Origin of the sequence: Sporomusa acidovorans (genome assembly GCF_900101845.1) — a bacterium.
Classification (GTDB): domain Bacteria; phylum Bacillota; class Negativicutes; order Sporomusales; family Sporomusaceae; genus Sporomusa; species Sporomusa acidovorans.
The window spans coordinates 41,214-56,048 of record NZ_FNAM01000020.1 but is presented as its reverse complement, the minus strand read 5'-3'; the positions used below and the strand labels follow the sequence as shown (position 1 = coordinate 56,048).

The window sequence follows — 14,835 nt, the reverse complement described above, 5'->3', positions numbered from 1 at the left end:
TTTTACCTAATGCGTGAAATATCTCTTCATTTGCTGGACTTAGTTCAGAATTCAATCGAAGCAGGGGCGACTTCAGTCAAATTAGAAATCAATGAAAATTTAAATAGTGATAAGATGATCATCCGGGTTACGGACAATGGGCGGGGAATGGATGAAAAGCTTCGCCAGTTAGTGATAGATCCTTTTATAACGACTCGTACGACTCGACGGATAGGATTAGGCTTGCCATTAATGGACATGTCTACTAAACGTTGCGGTGGGTACTTAAACGTTGACTCGACGCCTGGAAAGGGAACCGTGGTTGAGGCTATGTATCAACACAGTCACTTGGACCGGCCGCCTATGGGCAATCTGGTGGAAACAATTAAAAGCATTCTTGTTGCCAATCCGGAACTGGATTTTATCTATGATCATACCGTTAATGACAGGAGGTTTACGGTTTCCTCCCGGGATTTAGCTAATACTTTGGATGGTATTCCATTAACACAGCCTGACGTGTTAGTCTGGCTAAACGGGTATTTGTCAGATCACATAGCCAATTTGTACGGAGGTGCTAAAGATGAAAACAATTGAGGATTTGAAACGCCTGCGGGAACAGCTTAAGAACCAAAACAATTTACGCCATGAAGGTGGCACGCAAATAATTGTTGGCATGGGTACTTGTGGTATTGCTGCCGGTGCAAGGCAAGTTATGACCGCTATCTTGGAGGAAATCGCTAAAAGAAAATTGGAAGAAGTTAAAGTTCGTCAGACAGGTTGTATCGGTATGTGTGAACAAGAAGTACTTGTTGATGTTGTACGTCCTGGCGAACCGCGGATTACTTACGGCAGAGTTAAACCGGCAGATGTCCCCAAAATTATCGCCGAGCATGTAGTTAACGGTCGCATCGTCCAAGAGCTTGCTATCGGTAAAATAACTGAATAATTATGGTAGAGTAACAGGAGGGGATACTATGGAACATATAAGAGCGCATGTACTCATTTGCGCCGGTACTGGCTGCGTGTCTTCAGGCTCCAAAAAGGTTGAAGCCGCACTTAAAGAAGAACTGGTCAAAAAAGGTTTAGATAAAGAAGTAAAGATAATTGAAACTGGCTGCCATGGCTTTTGTGAAATGGGCCCGTTAGTTATCATCTACCCTGAAGGTACGTTCTATGTTCGCGTTCAGGAATCGGATGTGCCTGAATTAGTGGAAACCCATCTTTACAAGGGACGTATTGTAGAACGGTTACTGTATAAAGAACCTATTACCCATGAGAAAATTCCCAATTATAACGAACTGGCGTTTTATAAAAAACAGATGCGCTATGTATTGGCCAACTGCGGGCATATCAATCCGGAAGATATCAAGGAATATATAGCTGAGGGCGGTTATGAGGCCTTAGGCAAAGCTTTGACCCAAATGAAATCGGAAGAGGTAGTTGAGGAAATTAAAAAGGCTGGTCTCAGGGGTCGTGGGGGCGGTGGGTTCCCTACCGGTGTGAAATGGGGCTTCACCCGTAATGCTCCCGGTACGAAAAAATATGTGGTTTGCAACGCTGATGAAGGTGACCCGGGAGCGTTTATGGATCGCAGTGTGCTCGAAGGCGACCCGCATCGCGTGATAGAAGGCATGGCTATCTGCGGCTATGCGATTGGGGCAGACGAAGGCTATGTCTACGTTCGGGCCGAATATCCACTGGCTATTAAGCGTTTAAAAACAGCGATCAAGCAAGCCGAAGAAATGGGATTGTTAGGCGAAAATATTTTAGGCTCCGGTTTTAACTTTAAATTAAAAATCAAGGAAGGTGCCGGCGCTTTTGTATGCGGTGAGGAAACAGCGCTGTTAGCATCTATTGAAGGCAAACGCGGTATGCCGCGTCCGCGCCCGCCATTCCCGGCGATTTCCGGTTTGTGGGGCAAGCCGACTAATATTAATAATGTGGAAACTTTCGCTAATGTACCGCAAATTATCAATAAGGGTGCCGACTGGTACGCGTCAATCGGTACCGAGCGCAGTAAGGGGACGAAAGTGTTTGCGCTTACCGGCCGAATCAATAATACCGGTTTGGCAGAAGTTCCTATGGGCATTACGATGCGTGAAATAATTTACGAAATCGGTGGCGGTATTCAAGGCGGCAAAAAATTCAAAGCGGTTCAGATCGGCGGTCCGTCCGGCGGCTGTCTGCCTGAGAGCATGCTTGATTTGCCTGTAGATTATGATTCACTCATCAAAGCCGGGGCGATGATGGGATCTGGCGGCTTAGTTGTCATGGATGAAACTACTTGTATGGTCGATGTTGCTAAATTTTTCCTTAACTTCACCCAGGCAGAGTCTTGCGGTAAATGTACGCCGTGCCGTGAAGGCACGAAACGCATGCTGGAAATTCTAACCCGTATTACAGAAGGAAATGGTCGTCAGGGAGATATTGAACTCTTAGAATCTTTGGCGAAAAATATTAAAGCTACGGCACTGTGTGGCCTTGGTCAAACGGCACCGAATCCTGTACTTTCCACTTTACATTATTTCCGGGACGAATATGAAGCCCATATCAAGGAAAAACGCTGTCCGGCCGGCGCCTGTTCGAATTTACTGCTCTATAGCATTACTGATGCCTGCAAAGGCTGCGGCCTGTGCAAAAAAGCATGCCCGGCTGAGGCGATTAGCGGTGAAAAGAAAGCGCAGCACGAAATTGATTCCGCAAAATGCATTAAATGCGGCGCTTGCTTCGAAAAATGCCCGTTTAAAGCAATTCTTAAAGGCTAAAATCGCCGGCTAACGGCCGGTGAAAACCTATCCAGAGGTATAATAATGTTGGGTGAAGAGAGGGTGACACGACGATGGAAATGGTTAATATAACAATCGATGGCCAGAAGGTAGCCGTACCGAAGACATCGACCGTTTTGGAAGCAGCAACATCGCTCGGAATCAAAGTTCCGACTTTGTGCTATCATCCTGAGCTGCGTGTAGAAGGTGCCTGCAGGGTTTGCATGGTTGAGGTAGAAGGTGCCCGTAGCTTGGTGGCATCTTGCGTTTATCCGGTAAATGAAGGCATGGTTGTTCACACAAATACCGCTGCTGTCCGCGAAGCTCGTAAGACAGTAGTAGAATTATTGTTGGCCAACCATCCGACCGACTGTTTATCCTGTCAACGTAATTTAAATTGCGAATTGCAAAATATCGCTGCCGACCTGGGTGTTCGGGAAATCCGTTTCGATGGCGAAAAGAAAAGCTATCCGCTGGATAACAGCAACCCGTCATTGGTTCGTGACCAAAGTAAATGTATTTTGTGCGGTCGCTGTATCCGCGCTTGCAGTGAACGTCAGGGTGTGCATGTCTATAGTTTTGCTAACCGTGGTTTCAATACAACTGTTGTGCCGGCGTTTAATTTAGGCTTGGATCAGGTCGCCTGTACATTTTGCGGCCAATGTGCCGCCGTATGCCCGACTGGGGCTATCGTGGAAAAAGACGATACTGAGGCAGTGTGGAACGCCCTGAGTGATCCGGCCAAACATGTTATTGTTCAAACGGCTCCTGCTGTTCGCGTTGCTTTGGGGGAAGCTCTCGGCTTGCCTAATGGTTCGATTGTAACCGGCAAAATGGTAGCCTCATTAAAACGCTTGGGTTTTGATAAAGTGTTTGACACTAACTTTAGTGCCGACCTTACCATCTGGGAAGAGGGATCAGAATTGATTGACCGCCTGACAAATGGCGGGACATTGCCGATGATCACTTCTTGCAGTCCAGGCTGGGTTAACTTCATTGAACTTAAATACCCGGATCTTTTAGATCATTTATCAACTGCGAAATCGCCGCAGCAAATGTTTGGGGCTTTGGCTAAGACCTACTATGCGGAAAAAGCGGGTATTGATCCGAAAGATATTGTTTCCGTATCTATTATGCCTTGTACCGCGAAAAAGGCGGAAGCGGCCCGACCCGAAATGAACTCCAGTGGTTATCAGGATGTCGATTATGTATTGACAACCCGTGAATTGGCTCGCATGATCCGTGAAGCCGGTATAACCTTTGCGAATTTACCTGAAGCTGAATTTGACGCACCACTTGGTGTTGGCTCAGGTGCTGGTATGATCTTTGGCGCTACCGGTGGTGTCATGGAAGCTGCTCTCCGGACAGTTGCCAAAATGGTGTCAGGCAAAGAACTTGATAACATTGAATTTGAAGCTGTTCGCGGTATGACCGGTATCAAAGAGGCTTCGGTTCAGTTAAAAGAAGGATTAACTGCGAAAGTGGCCATAGCCCATACGCTGGCTAACGCCCGTATACTTCTTGATAAGATTCGTGCCGGCGAGGCCGATTATCATTTCATTGAAATCATGGCTTGCCCCGGTGGCTGCTCAGGTGGTGGCGGACAGCCGATTATTACGTCGGCTGAAAAACGGCAAAAACGTCTGGATGCTATTTATGAGTGTGATCGTTGTTCCGCCATACGGAAATCACATGATAATCCGGCCATTAAAGAACTTTATGATACCTGGCTCGGAAAGCCATTAGGAGAAAAATCGCATCATCTGCTGCACACGCACTATCATCCACAAAATAAATGTTAAGATCCCATGCTGGCCGTCTCAATACCATTGAGGCGGCTTTTCGTTTTATTTAAAACTATTTTGCAGTAACCCCTTTATTTTTTTGGCTAATTGTGATAAGATTGTGAAATGACATAACAATACCAATTCTATACATTACTATATACTACTAGAAAACGTAATAATAAATGAACGATGATTATTTCATAAAAAGTATACGCCGCCTCTGTAGGCGCTGGTACTTCTAGGAGAGTTAGTTATGAAAGAAAACAAGGAAAATGTTGTAATCTCGAAAGCCACAATAGATCGATTGCCGCTTTACTACCGTACTCTAAAAATCAGTCAAGAAGAAGGTATCGAGATTATATCCTCCGATGAGTTAGGCCGAAAGATTGGGGTTACTCCTGAACAGATACGCAAAGATCTTTCCGCATTCGGTGAGTTCGGTAAAAAGGGTGTAGGTTATTATGTGCGGGAACTTATGCGCAATATTGGTGAAATACTTGGACTCAACCGCAAATGGAATATCGCTATCGTAGGTGTTGGACATCTGGGGTGGGCTTTGGCTAATTACGCCAATTTTTCTTCGCAGGGATTTCAACTGCAGGCAATCTTTGACGTTGATGATGAAAAAATTGGTCGCTATATTAATGAAGTCCAAATCTTTCATATCGATGAAATAAAAGACATTGTTCAGAGTCGTAATATTGAAATAGGCATTATCACGGTACCTGCCCAGCATGCTCAGAGTACGGCAATGCGTCTTGTTGAGGCTGGCATTAAAGGGATTTGGAACTTTGCACCCATAAAACTCGATGTTCCTGACAATATTCATGTTGTTAGTGAAGATTTATCAGTTGGATTAAACAGCATATCATATTATCTTTCGCGACAAAACAACTAATTTATAAAAAAAAGTACTATTTTAGCAAAATGCAGCAGGGATTTGTTGATCGACATAGAATACTATGTAATAACAAACAATATTCATAATACTTATATTATACAGACAGGTAGCAATGTTGCTATCGAAAAGTATAAACACAAACCATTACGCTCTTATGATCTGATACGTATCCCCGTAGAGGATATATAATAAGCGCGCACCTAGGCTTGTTTTGTTGACACACAAAATAAACCCAAGGTGCTTTTTTGTTGTTTTAGTGGTTTGGTATAGATAGGTTAGAATATTTTTTGCTATTTTCCTAACAATAACAGTAATTATATCTACCAGTACATCGGGCTTAATTCCGAAGGGAGAGTGCACAGTGATTAACATTAAAGACCGTGTCCGCAACAAAGAACTGCATGCTAAAATTGTGAGCGCAGAAGAAGCAGCTGCCAGTATTAAGGATGGGATGAATATTGCCACCAGCGGTTTTACACCTGCAGGTTATCCTAAAGCGGTGCCGCTTGCTTTAGCCAAGAGAATGGAACAAGAAAAATTTAAGGTGAATCTTTGGACCGGCGCCTCGGTAGGCAAAGAACTTGATGGTGCTTTAGCCGAGGTAAAAGGTATTGCTAAACGACTTCCTTACCAAACGAACAACGCGATGAGAACTGCCATTAATAATGGCGAGATTCAATATACTGACCTGCATCTTAGCCATGTGGCGCAAATGTCCCGTTATGGGTTTTTCGGCGGAAAAGTGGACGTGGCTATTGTAGAGGCTTGTGCTATTACCGAAGAGGGGCATATTATACCGACGACTTCGGTGGGAAATGCTGCTTCCTTTGTGCAAAGTGCTGATTTTGTTATTGTTGAGGTCAATACCAGTCAACCGCTGGAGCTTGAAGGGATGCATGATATATATGTGCCTCTTGATCCGCCGCATCGCCAACCTATACCGCTGGTAAAGGTCGATGACCGTATTGGCACTCCCTACATTCCCTGCGGTGTGGATAGAATTGCCTATATTGTTCCTTGTGATATTAAAGATGATGCCCGGCCGCTGGCCGCTATTGATGATGATGCCCGAGCGATGACAGGACATCTTATTGATTTCCTTAAACAGGAAATTAAAGCCGGCCGTATGCCTAAAAACCTTCTCCCTTTGCAATCCGGGGTAGGCTCAGTAGCGAATGCTGTTGTTGCCGGACTTGCTAATTCAGATTTTGAAGACCTTACTGTATATACGGAAGTTATTCAAGACGGCATGTTTGATCTTATTGATGCCGGAAAATTAACCTTTGCTTCAGGAACTTCCATAACTGCGTCACCGGACGGCTTAAAAAGGTTATATGCAAATATTAGCGAATATCGTAAGAGGATACTTCTGCGCCCGCAGGAAATTGCCAACAGTCCGGAAATTGCCCGGCGTATCGGGGTAATTGCCATGAACACGGCAATTGAGTTTGATCTATATGGACACGTTAACTCCAGTCACATCATGGGGACAAAAATGATGAACGGCATTGGCGGCTCAGGGGATTTTTCCCGTAATGCCTATTTGACCATTTTCTTCTCAAGCTCAGTGGCTAAGAAAGGTGATATTTCTTCTATTGTGCCGATGTGCTCGCATTTCGATCATACAGAACATGATATTGATGTTTTTATTACCGAACGTGGTGTTGCCGATGTCCGTGGTTTAAGTCCTAAAGAGCGGGCACGGGTTATCATAAATAATTGTGCTCATCCTGATTATCAGCCCATGCTGCTAGATTATTTTGAAAGGGCTGTGAAAGCTACAGGTTACGCACATACGCCGCATATTATCAGTGAGGCGCTTTCCTGGCATACTCGCTTCCTGGAAACAGGCAGTATGAAAATAAAATAGAAAGAAAGGGTTATAACCTCTCTTTCGCCTGCACTACAAATACATACTTATAAGGAGGACTTTTAGAACATGTGCACAGCTAACATGGATAGCTTGAAAAAAAAGATGGCTGAGTACACCGGTAAGGTGGAAAAAGCGCTGGCCAAATTCCCAGAACGCAAAAACCTGCCTCAAAACAGGGTCTATACGCCACTTGACATTCAGGGGCTTGATTATGAAGAAGATCTTGGCTTTCCTGGTCAATATCCTTTTACCCGTGGGGTTCAGCCGACGATGTACCGTGGCCGTTTTTGGACCATGCGTATGTATGCCGGTTTTTCAACAGCCGAGGAATCCAACAAACGGTACCGCTATCTCTTAGAATCCGGTGGCACTGGCCTATCCTGCGCATTTGACCTGCCGACCCAGATCGGTTACGATTCCGATGATCCCATTTCCGAGGGTGAAGTTGGTAAAGTAGGCGTTGCCATTGACTCACTGGCGGACATGGAAATTCTGTTTGACAGTATTGACCTTGGTAAAGTGTCCACTTCAATGACAATTAATGCCCCGGCTTCGGTACTGCTTGCTATGTATATTGCCGTTGCCGAGAAACAAGGGGTTAGCCCGGATAAATTAAACGGCACCATTCAAAACGATATTCTGAAAGAATATGCCGCCCGCGGCACATACATCTTCCCGCCCAAGCCCTCCATGCGGCTTATCACGAATATCTTCGAATACTGCTCGAAAAATGTTCCCCACTGGAATACAATTTCAATCTCAGGGTACCATATCCGCGAAGCAGGTTCTACTGCTTCCCAGGAAATTGCCTTTACCATTGCCGATGGGATTGCCTATGTTGACGCCGCCATTAAAGCCGGCTTAAATGTTGACGATTTTGCCGGACGCTTGTCCTTCTTCTGGAACGCTCACAACAATGTGCTGGAAGAAGTAGCTAAATTCCGGGCGTCCCGTCGTGTTTGGGCAAAAGTAATGAAGGAACGTTTCGGTGCCACAAATCCCAAATCCTGGATGCTGCGGGTACATACGCAAACGGCTGGTTCCATGCTTACCGCGCAGCAGCCTGACAACAACATTGTCCGTGTAGCTCTGCAAACGGCGGCAGCCGTACTTGGCGGTACGCAATCCCTGCATACCAACTCCAAGGACGAGGCTTTGGCACTGCCTACTGAGGACTCGGTACGTATTGCGCTCCGAACTCAGCAAATAGTCGCCTATGAAAGTGGTCTGGCGGACGTAGTCGATCCTTTGGCTGGTTCGTATTACATTGAAGCTCTTACCAATCAAATCGAAAAAGAAGCTTGGGAATATATTGAAAAGATTGATAGTATGGGTGGCGCTGTTGTGGCTATTGAAAAAGGCTATATTCAGCGGGAAATTCAAGAAAGTGCCTACAAATGGCAAATGGAAGTGGAGAACAAACAACGGATTATTGTTGGTGTTAATCAGTTCCAGATTGAAGAAAAACCGGTTGAGGGGTTACTCCGCGTAGATGCTTCTGTCGGTGAACTTCAGAAGAAAAAACTGGCAGATCTTCGCGCTCGCCGTGATAGTAATGCGGTACAAAGAGCTCTTGCCCAACTGAAAGCAGGCTGCAAAGATGAAAACACTAATCTTATGCCGCTTATTCTGGATGCTGTTAAAGCCTATGCGACTTTGGGAGAAATCTGTGGCGTAATGCGTAAAGTATTCGGTGAATACGAAGCGCATGTAAGCCTATAAGCTTAAGTAGGAGGGACAACGATGGAAAAACGTATTAGAGTATTGGTAGCAAAGCCTGGCCTGGACGGTCACGACCGCGGCGCCAAAGTCGTAGCCCGCGCTCTCCGCGATGCCGGTTTTGAGGTAATTTATACTGGCCTTCGCCAGACTCCGGAACAAATTGTGGAAGCGGCGTTGCAGGAAGACGTAAATGTTGTGGCCTTAAGTTTATTGTCTGGCGCGCATAATCACCTGTTCCCGCGCATTGTTGAGATGTGCAGGCAAAAAGAGATGAATGATGTTCTGATTATCGGTGGCGGCGTTATTCCTGATGCTGATATTCCTGGATTAAAAGCCGCCGGTGTGGCTGAAGTATTTACTCCCGGTACACCGACAGGTAATATCGTTGAATTCATTAAAGCTAACGTCAAATAATAAAGCTGATTGTTAGATGTGCAGGTGATAAAGATGAATATCGTTGAGCAAGTACTGGCTGGGTCCAAACGGGCCCTGGCCCGTGCCATCACCACAGTGGAAAATGAATATGACGAAGCGGCCGAAATTATGCAGAAACTCTATCCCCATACAGGCAAGGCTCATGTTATTGGAATTACCGGGTCCCCTGGTGCGGGTAAGAGTACGCTTACCGACAAACTGGCAAAAGAATATCGTCGTCAAGGCAAGACTGTCGGTATCATTGCTGTTGACCCAACAAGCCCTTTTTCCGGTGGTGCAATTTTAGGTGACCGTATTCGGATGAATGAGTTAACGCTGGATGAAGGCGTTTTTATTCGCAGTATGGGAACAAGAGGCAGTTTAGGGGGGTTGTCCCGGAAAACGGCGGAAGCTGTAAAGATATTGGATGCCTCAGGGAAAGATGTCATCTTTGTTGAAACAGTAGGGGTTGGTCAGTCGGAAGTGGATGTTATTAAAGCGGCAGATACGACAGTTGTTGTTTTAGTCCCCGGGCTTGGTGATGACATTCAGGCAATCAAAGCCGGTATTTTAGAAATTGCTGATGTATTTGCCATCAATAAGGCGGATCGGGATGGCGTTGAGCGGTTAAACACGGAAATTGAAATGATGCTGGATCTGGATCAAATCAAAGTTGAATGGCGACCACCGGTCAAACGGACCGTTGCCAGTAAGGACGAAGGCATTCATGAGCTAATAACTGCTGTGGAAGATCATATTAACTATCTTGAGCAGTCAGGGCAACTGGCAATTCGCCGCACTAAACGAACCCAAAATGAACTTTTGGCTTTGCTTGATGAGCAGATTGGCCGGTATATACTGAAAAATATTACTGCCGACGGGCAATTTGATGCCTTAGTGACTGCTGTTGAAAGACGGGAAAAAGATCCGTACACAGTTGTTGCCGATTTATTGCAACAAGTATTGCGCTAAATATTTGTATTTATTTAACAGAAAATATAGTACCAGCTATTAAAATATGGTATTATTGATAGGGATTGAAAAATCAATCTAATACGTTGCAGGAGGTATAACATGTCCGTAAATGCTCGCAAATTCAAAGTGCTTAGAGTTGACCACATCGGTGTTGCGGTAAAAGATATGGAACAAGCCAAAAAGTTCTATACAGATGTTCTTGGCATGACGGCTATGGGTGAAGAAGTGATCGAACAGCAAAAGGTTAAAGTTTGCTTCATTCCTTCTGGCGATAGCGAAGTTGAGTTGCTTGAATCAACTTCTCCCGACGGTCCGGTTGCCAAATTTATCGAAAAGAACGGCGAAGGCATCCAACACGTGGCCTTGCGTGTTGATAACATTGAAGCTGCGCTGGCTGACCTTAAAGAGCAAGGTGTTCGGCTCATCGATGAATCACCGCGTTATGGTGCTGGCGGGGCTAGTATTGCTTTTATTCATCCCAAGGCTACCGGTGGCATCTTGCTCGAACTTTCGGAACGAAAGTAATCCCCAAGTAATGGAGGTGTTTTTCTATGGCTACAATCCAGGAAAAAATTCAAGATCTGAAAAAACGCCAGGAAAAGATTAAATTAGGCGGTGGCCAAAAACGTATTGATAAACAACACGCCAGCGGCAAATTAACAGCCCGGGAGCGTGTGGAGAAATTGCTAGATCCAGGTACTTTTGTCGAGTTGGATCAATTTGTGGCTCACCGCTGCACAAACTTTGGTATGGAAAAAGTAGAGTCGCCGGGAGAAGGTGTCGTAACAGGTTATGGTACGATTGACGGCCGTCTGGTATATGTATTTGCACAAGATTTTACCGTAATCGGTGGCTCTTTAGGTGAAATGCATGCCAACAAAATCGTCAAAGTACAAAAACTGGCTCTTAAAATGGGAGCGCCATTAATTGGCATTAATGATTCCGGCGGTGCCCGCATTCAGGAAGCCGTGGATGCTTTGTCCGGCTATGGAAAGATTTTTTACGAGAATACCCGGGCATCAGGTGTTATTCCCCAAATCTCCGTGATTATGGGACCATGTGCCGGTGGCGCGGTATATTCGCCGGCACTTACAGATTTTGTTTTTATGGTAAAAAATACTAGTCAAATGTTTATCACCGGCCCGCAAGTTATTAAGTCTGTTACCGCTGAGGAGGTAACTGCTGAGCAATTGGGTGGGGCGATGACTCATAATGCAACTTCCGGCGTAGCTCATTTTGCCACCGAAAATGATGACGACTGCATGCAGCAGGTTCGTTATCTGTTAAGCTTTTTGCCCAGTAATAATTTGGATGATGCTCCGGTTGTCGATAACGGCGATGATCCTAATCGGATGGATGAGGGTCTTAATACTTTGCTGCCGGACAACCCTAATCAGCCGTACAACATGAAAGATGTTATCAAATCAGTTGTGGATAATGGTGAATTTTATGAAGTGCATGGCCATTATGCACAAAACATTATTACCTGTTTTGCCAGATTTGATGGACAACCTGTGGGTATTATTGCCAACCAGCCTAATAATATGGCAGGATGCCTTGATATCAATGCTTCTGACAAATCTTCCCGCTTCATACGTTTTTGTGATGCATTCAATCTGCCATTAGTTAACCTTGTTGACGTTCCTGGCTTTCTGCCTGGTACTGATCAGGAGTATGGCGGTATTATTCGCCATGGTGCCAAAATGTTGTATGCTTATTGCGAAGCAACTGTTCCCAAAGTTACCGTTATTACCCGTAAAGCATATGGTGGTTCTTATTTGGCTATGTGCTCCCAAGACTTGGGTGCCGATCAGGTATTGGCCTGGCCATCTGCAGAAATTGCTGTTATGGGACCAGCCGGGGCTGCTAATATTATTTTCCGCGGCGATGCTGATGCGGAAGCGAAAACTGCAGAATATGTAGAAGAATTCGCTACTCCTTACAAAGCGGCAGAACGCGGTTTTGTTGACCAGGTTATTGAACCTAAGGAAACCCGGCCAAGCATTATTAATGCGCTCAATATGCTCGCAAGTAAGCGCGAGCAGCGTCCGGCCAAAAAACACGGTAATATTCCGCTGTAATTTGCTCGCTTAAACTTCCGTATTGGAAAGAAAGGGGATAGTTAACGTGGGCTTTTTAGACTCCTTGTTCGGCAAGCCCGAACCACCGAAACATAAGAAAAAGAAGAAAAAACCGGTAGCGGCGGCAACTGAAACTTCACCTGATTCGTCTGTGGCTGTAGAGGCAGAGGGTATCAGTCCTGAAGTAATTGCCGTCATTACTGCCAGTGTTTATGCAATGATGGGGACTGGCAAGCTTGCCATCAGGATTACCAGGCATGGTAATCAGTGGGCACAGGTTGGACGGCAAAAAATTATGGATAGCCGCCAGTTTGCCTAATCGAATACGAACACCATCAATGAATGGAGGGTCCGATAGTATGAAAAAGTTTAATGTAACAGTCAATGGCAATACCTACGAGGTCGAAGTAGAAGAAGTAGGTGGCGCTGTTTCCGCTCAACCGCGTCCGGCGGCCGCTCCAGCAGCTCCAACTGCTGCACCGGCAGCAGCCCCGGCTCCCAAACCGGCAGCTCCGGCAGCAGCTCCGGCTCAAGTTGCGGCCGGGGATACCCCTGTAACGGCGCCAATGCCCGGCAAGGTAACTAAAGTAGTGGCTAAGGCCGGACAAAAGGTTAAAAAAGGCGATATCATTCTCATACTCGAAGCTATGAAAATGCAAAATGAAATTGGTGCTCCAGCTGACGGTACTGTTAAGTCCGTCAATGTAACTCCCGGTCAAAGTGTTAAGCCGGGCGAGGTTATGGCTGTTCTCGGATAATCTGGTCAAGGAGGAATTAGTGCGGCAAGTTAGCCGCACTAATTCCAAATGTATCTTGATGATTGGTTATGTAAACTTTGCTATCATAAGAGGGATGCTTTTCACTAATATATAGTAGGAGGTAAAACACACACATGGAAGCATTGATTCACCAGTATCCTTGGCTTGACGAACTACTTATGGGTTTTCTTGGTCTTTCATGGAAGCATGTGGTCATGTGGGCTATCGGTGCACTTTTGATTTATCTTGCCGTAAAACATGACTATGAACCGTCTCTGCTGTTACCGATTGGCTTTGGTGCTATTTTGGCCAATATTCCTCATTCCTCAGCCGTGTCCAATGTTCCCGGCGAAGAAGGATTCCTTATTGTTCTCTATAACGCGGGTATCGCTAACGAATTGTTCCCTGTACTTATCTTTATTGCCATTGGCGCGATGTGTGACTTTACGCCGCTAATCCGCCGTCCATCGGTCATGCTGTTCGCTGCTGCCGCTCAGTTCGGTATTTTTGCTACTGCAATCGGGGCAACCTTGCTGGGTTTCTCTTTCGAGCATGCCGCCTCCATTGGTATCATTGGCGCCGCTGACGGTCCGACTACCATTTATGTAGCCAGCCGTTTTGCCCAAGAATTGCTAGGCCCTCTGTCTGTTGCCGCATATTGTTATATGTCCCTGGTTCCGGTTATTCAACCGCCGGTTATTAAAGCGGTTACTACTGCAAGTGAACGTAAAATAAAAATGGGATTTGAAGGGGAAGAACCTGTTTCTCAAACCACTAAATTCCTTTTTCCTATTATGATTGTGATTATCGCAGGTATTGTTGCGCCGATTTCAGTGGCTCTTATCGGCAGTCTGATGTTTGGTAATCTGTTAAAAGAGAGCGGTGTGGTTGAGAACCTTTCCAATGCCGCACAAAATGAGCTTGCCAACCTTGTTACCCTGGTACTTGGCATCACCATCGGCGGCACGATGTCTGCGGAGCGTTTCCTGAATTTTGAGGTTCTTCTGATTATGGGCCTGGGTGCCGTAGCCTTCGTATTTGATACTGTTGGCGGTGTGCTTTTTGCCAAACTCTTAAATATGTTTAGCCCAACCAAAATAAACCCCATGATCGGTGCTTGCGGAATTTCAGCGTTCCCAATGTCCGGCCGGGTAATTGCCAAAATGGCACTTAAAGAAGATCCTACTAACTTCATTATCCAGCATGCTATCGGGGTAAATGTGGCCGGACAGGTTGCTTCTGTTGTGGCTGGCGGTTTGGTACTTGCCCTGATTCCGGCACTGGCGAAATAGGGGAGGAGAAAAATAATGGAAAGTGCATTCTCTAAAGCTGTAACCATGATGACAGTCGCTTTGCCTACCATGTTTGCTGTTATCGGCGTGTTTATTCTGGCGACAAAAGCGCTTCATGCCGCGTTTCCGGCGCCAGTAGAAGACGAAGATGAAGAAGACGACGAGGAAGAATAAAATAGAGAGATAAATATACCAGTAATTTTATGCTATCAATTGAAGTTGCAATTCAAAATTATAAAAAAACGACATAGCTGAACTAAACCATTATATGCATTAGGGAGAGGAAAA

At 45.5% G+C, this 14,835-nt stretch carries 15 protein-coding genes; all 15 read left to right on the top strand.

Going from position 1 to position 14,835, the window contains the following annotated elements; translation table 11 throughout:
- Positions 1-9: 9 nt before the first annotated feature.
- Positions 10-573 (top strand): ATP-binding protein, encoded by a 564-nt coding sequence (locus tag BLR65_RS14715; RefSeq protein WP_093794948.1) that lies wholly within the window; start codon positions 10-12, stop codon positions 571-573.
- Complete coding sequence (locus BLR65_RS14710; RefSeq protein WP_093794947.1) at positions 560-925, top strand: (2Fe-2S) ferredoxin domain-containing protein; 366 nt, start codon at positions 560-562, stop codon at positions 923-925. The genes BLR65_RS14715 and BLR65_RS14710 overlap by 14 nt, the downstream gene beginning before the upstream one ends.
- A gap of 28 nt (positions 926-953) precedes the next feature.
- The gene (nuoF, locus tag BLR65_RS14705; protein WP_093794946.1) at positions 954-2,744 is read left to right on the top strand and encodes an NADH-quinone oxidoreductase subunit NuoF; all 1,791 of its coding nucleotides are present in this window, start codon (positions 954-956) and stop codon (positions 2,742-2,744) included.
- Positions 2,745-2,818: 74 nt separating this feature from the next.
- A complete protein-coding gene (locus BLR65_RS14700; RefSeq protein WP_093794945.1) occupies positions 2,819-4,546 on the top strand; it encodes an NADH-dependent [FeFe] hydrogenase, group A6 in 1,728 nt (575 codons plus the stop codon).
- 238 nt (positions 4,547-4,784) lie between these two features.
- Positions 4,785-5,429, top strand: a complete 645-nt coding sequence (locus BLR65_RS14695) for a redox-sensing transcriptional repressor Rex (RefSeq protein ID WP_093794944.1) — start codon at positions 4,785-4,787, stop codon at positions 5,427-5,429.
- 364 nt (positions 5,430-5,793) lie between these two features.
- Positions 5,794-7,302 carry a succinyl-CoA:acetate CoA-transferase ScpC gene (gene scpC / locus BLR65_RS14690; protein ID WP_093794943.1) on the top strand — a complete coding sequence of 503 codons (1,509 nt, stop codon included), beginning with the start codon at positions 5,794-5,796 and terminating at the stop codon, positions 7,300-7,302.
- A gap of 84 nt (positions 7,303-7,386) precedes the next feature.
- Positions 7,387-9,027 (top strand): acyl-CoA mutase large subunit family protein, encoded by a 1,641-nt coding sequence (locus tag BLR65_RS14685; RefSeq protein ID WP_373657751.1) that lies wholly within the window; start codon positions 7,387-7,389, stop codon positions 9,025-9,027.
- Between the two features lie 21 nt (positions 9,028-9,048).
- Complete coding sequence (locus BLR65_RS14680; RefSeq protein ID WP_093794941.1) at positions 9,049-9,441, top strand: cobalamin B12-binding domain-containing protein; 393 nt, start codon at positions 9,049-9,051, stop codon at positions 9,439-9,441.
- Positions 9,442-9,474: 33 nt separating this feature from the next.
- On the top strand, positions 9,475-10,413 hold the full coding sequence (gene meaB, locus BLR65_RS14675) for a methylmalonyl Co-A mutase-associated GTPase MeaB (RefSeq protein WP_093794940.1): 939 nt from the start codon (positions 9,475-9,477) through the stop codon (positions 10,411-10,413).
- A gap of 102 nt (positions 10,414-10,515) precedes the next feature.
- The gene (gene mce / locus BLR65_RS14670; protein ID WP_093794939.1) at positions 10,516-10,941 is read left to right on the top strand and encodes a methylmalonyl-CoA epimerase; all 426 of its coding nucleotides are present in this window, start codon (positions 10,516-10,518) and stop codon (positions 10,939-10,941) included.
- A gap of 26 nt (positions 10,942-10,967) precedes the next feature.
- The gene (gene mmdA / locus BLR65_RS14665) at positions 10,968-12,497 is read left to right on the top strand and encodes a methylmalonyl-CoA decarboxylase subunit alpha (protein WP_093794938.1); all 1,530 of its coding nucleotides are present in this window, start codon (positions 10,968-10,970) and stop codon (positions 12,495-12,497) included.
- Positions 12,498-12,543: 46 nt separating this feature from the next.
- Positions 12,544-12,816, top strand: a complete 273-nt coding sequence (locus BLR65_RS14660; protein WP_093794937.1) for an OadG family transporter subunit — start codon at positions 12,544-12,546, stop codon at positions 12,814-12,816.
- A 40-nt stretch (positions 12,817-12,856) separates the two neighbouring features.
- Positions 12,857-13,255 (top strand): biotin/lipoyl-containing protein, encoded by a 399-nt coding sequence (locus tag BLR65_RS14655; RefSeq protein ID WP_093794936.1) that lies wholly within the window; start codon positions 12,857-12,859, stop codon positions 13,253-13,255.
- A 134-nt stretch (positions 13,256-13,389) separates the two neighbouring features.
- Positions 13,390-14,547, top strand: coding sequence for a sodium ion-translocating decarboxylase subunit beta (locus tag BLR65_RS14650; RefSeq protein WP_093794935.1), 1,158 nt, complete (start codon positions 13,390-13,392; stop codon positions 14,545-14,547).
- Between the two features lie 15 nt (positions 14,548-14,562).
- Positions 14,563-14,721: a hypothetical protein gene (locus BLR65_RS29840; protein ID WP_169716765.1), complete on the top strand. Its 159-nt coding sequence runs from the start codon at positions 14,563-14,565 to the stop codon at positions 14,719-14,721.
- The last annotated feature ends 114 nt before the right edge of the window (positions 14,722-14,835 follow it).

Bases quoted from the DNA above. Each gene is read 5' to 3' on its own strand.
- BLR65_RS14715 (WP_093794948.1), top strand. From the start codon at position 10: ATGCGTGAAATATCTCTTCATTTGCTGGACTTAGTTCAGAATTCAATC.
- BLR65_RS14710 (WP_093794947.1), top strand. From the start codon at position 560: ATGAAAACAATTGAGGATTTGAAACGCCTGCGGGAACAGCTTAAGAAC.
- nuoF (WP_093794946.1), top strand. From the start codon at position 954: ATGGAACATATAAGAGCGCATGTACTCATTTGCGCCGGTACTGGCTGC.
- BLR65_RS14700 (WP_093794945.1), top strand. From the start codon at position 2,819: ATGGAAATGGTTAATATAACAATCGATGGCCAGAAGGTAGCCGTACCG.
- BLR65_RS14695 (WP_093794944.1), top strand. From the start codon at position 4,785: ATGAAAGAAAACAAGGAAAATGTTGTAATCTCGAAAGCCACAATAGAT.
- BLR65_RS14685 (WP_373657751.1), top strand. From the start codon at position 7,387: ATGGATAGCTTGAAAAAAAAGATGGCTGAGTACACCGGTAAGGTGGAA.
- BLR65_RS14680 (WP_093794941.1), top strand. From the start codon at position 9,049: ATGGAAAAACGTATTAGAGTATTGGTAGCAAAGCCTGGCCTGGACGGT.
- meaB (WP_093794940.1), top strand. From the start codon at position 9,475: ATGAATATCGTTGAGCAAGTACTGGCTGGGTCCAAACGGGCCCTGGCC.
- mce (WP_093794939.1), top strand. From the start codon at position 10,516: ATGTCCGTAAATGCTCGCAAATTCAAAGTGCTTAGAGTTGACCACATC.
- mmdA (WP_093794938.1), top strand. From the start codon at position 10,968: ATGGCTACAATCCAGGAAAAAATTCAAGATCTGAAAAAACGCCAGGAA.
- BLR65_RS14655 (WP_093794936.1), top strand. From the start codon at position 12,857: ATGAAAAAGTTTAATGTAACAGTCAATGGCAATACCTACGAGGTCGAA.
- BLR65_RS14650 (WP_093794935.1), top strand. From the start codon at position 13,390: ATGGAAGCATTGATTCACCAGTATCCTTGGCTTGACGAACTACTTATG.
- BLR65_RS29840 (WP_169716765.1), top strand. From the start codon at position 14,563: ATGGAAAGTGCATTCTCTAAAGCTGTAACCATGATGACAGTCGCTTTG.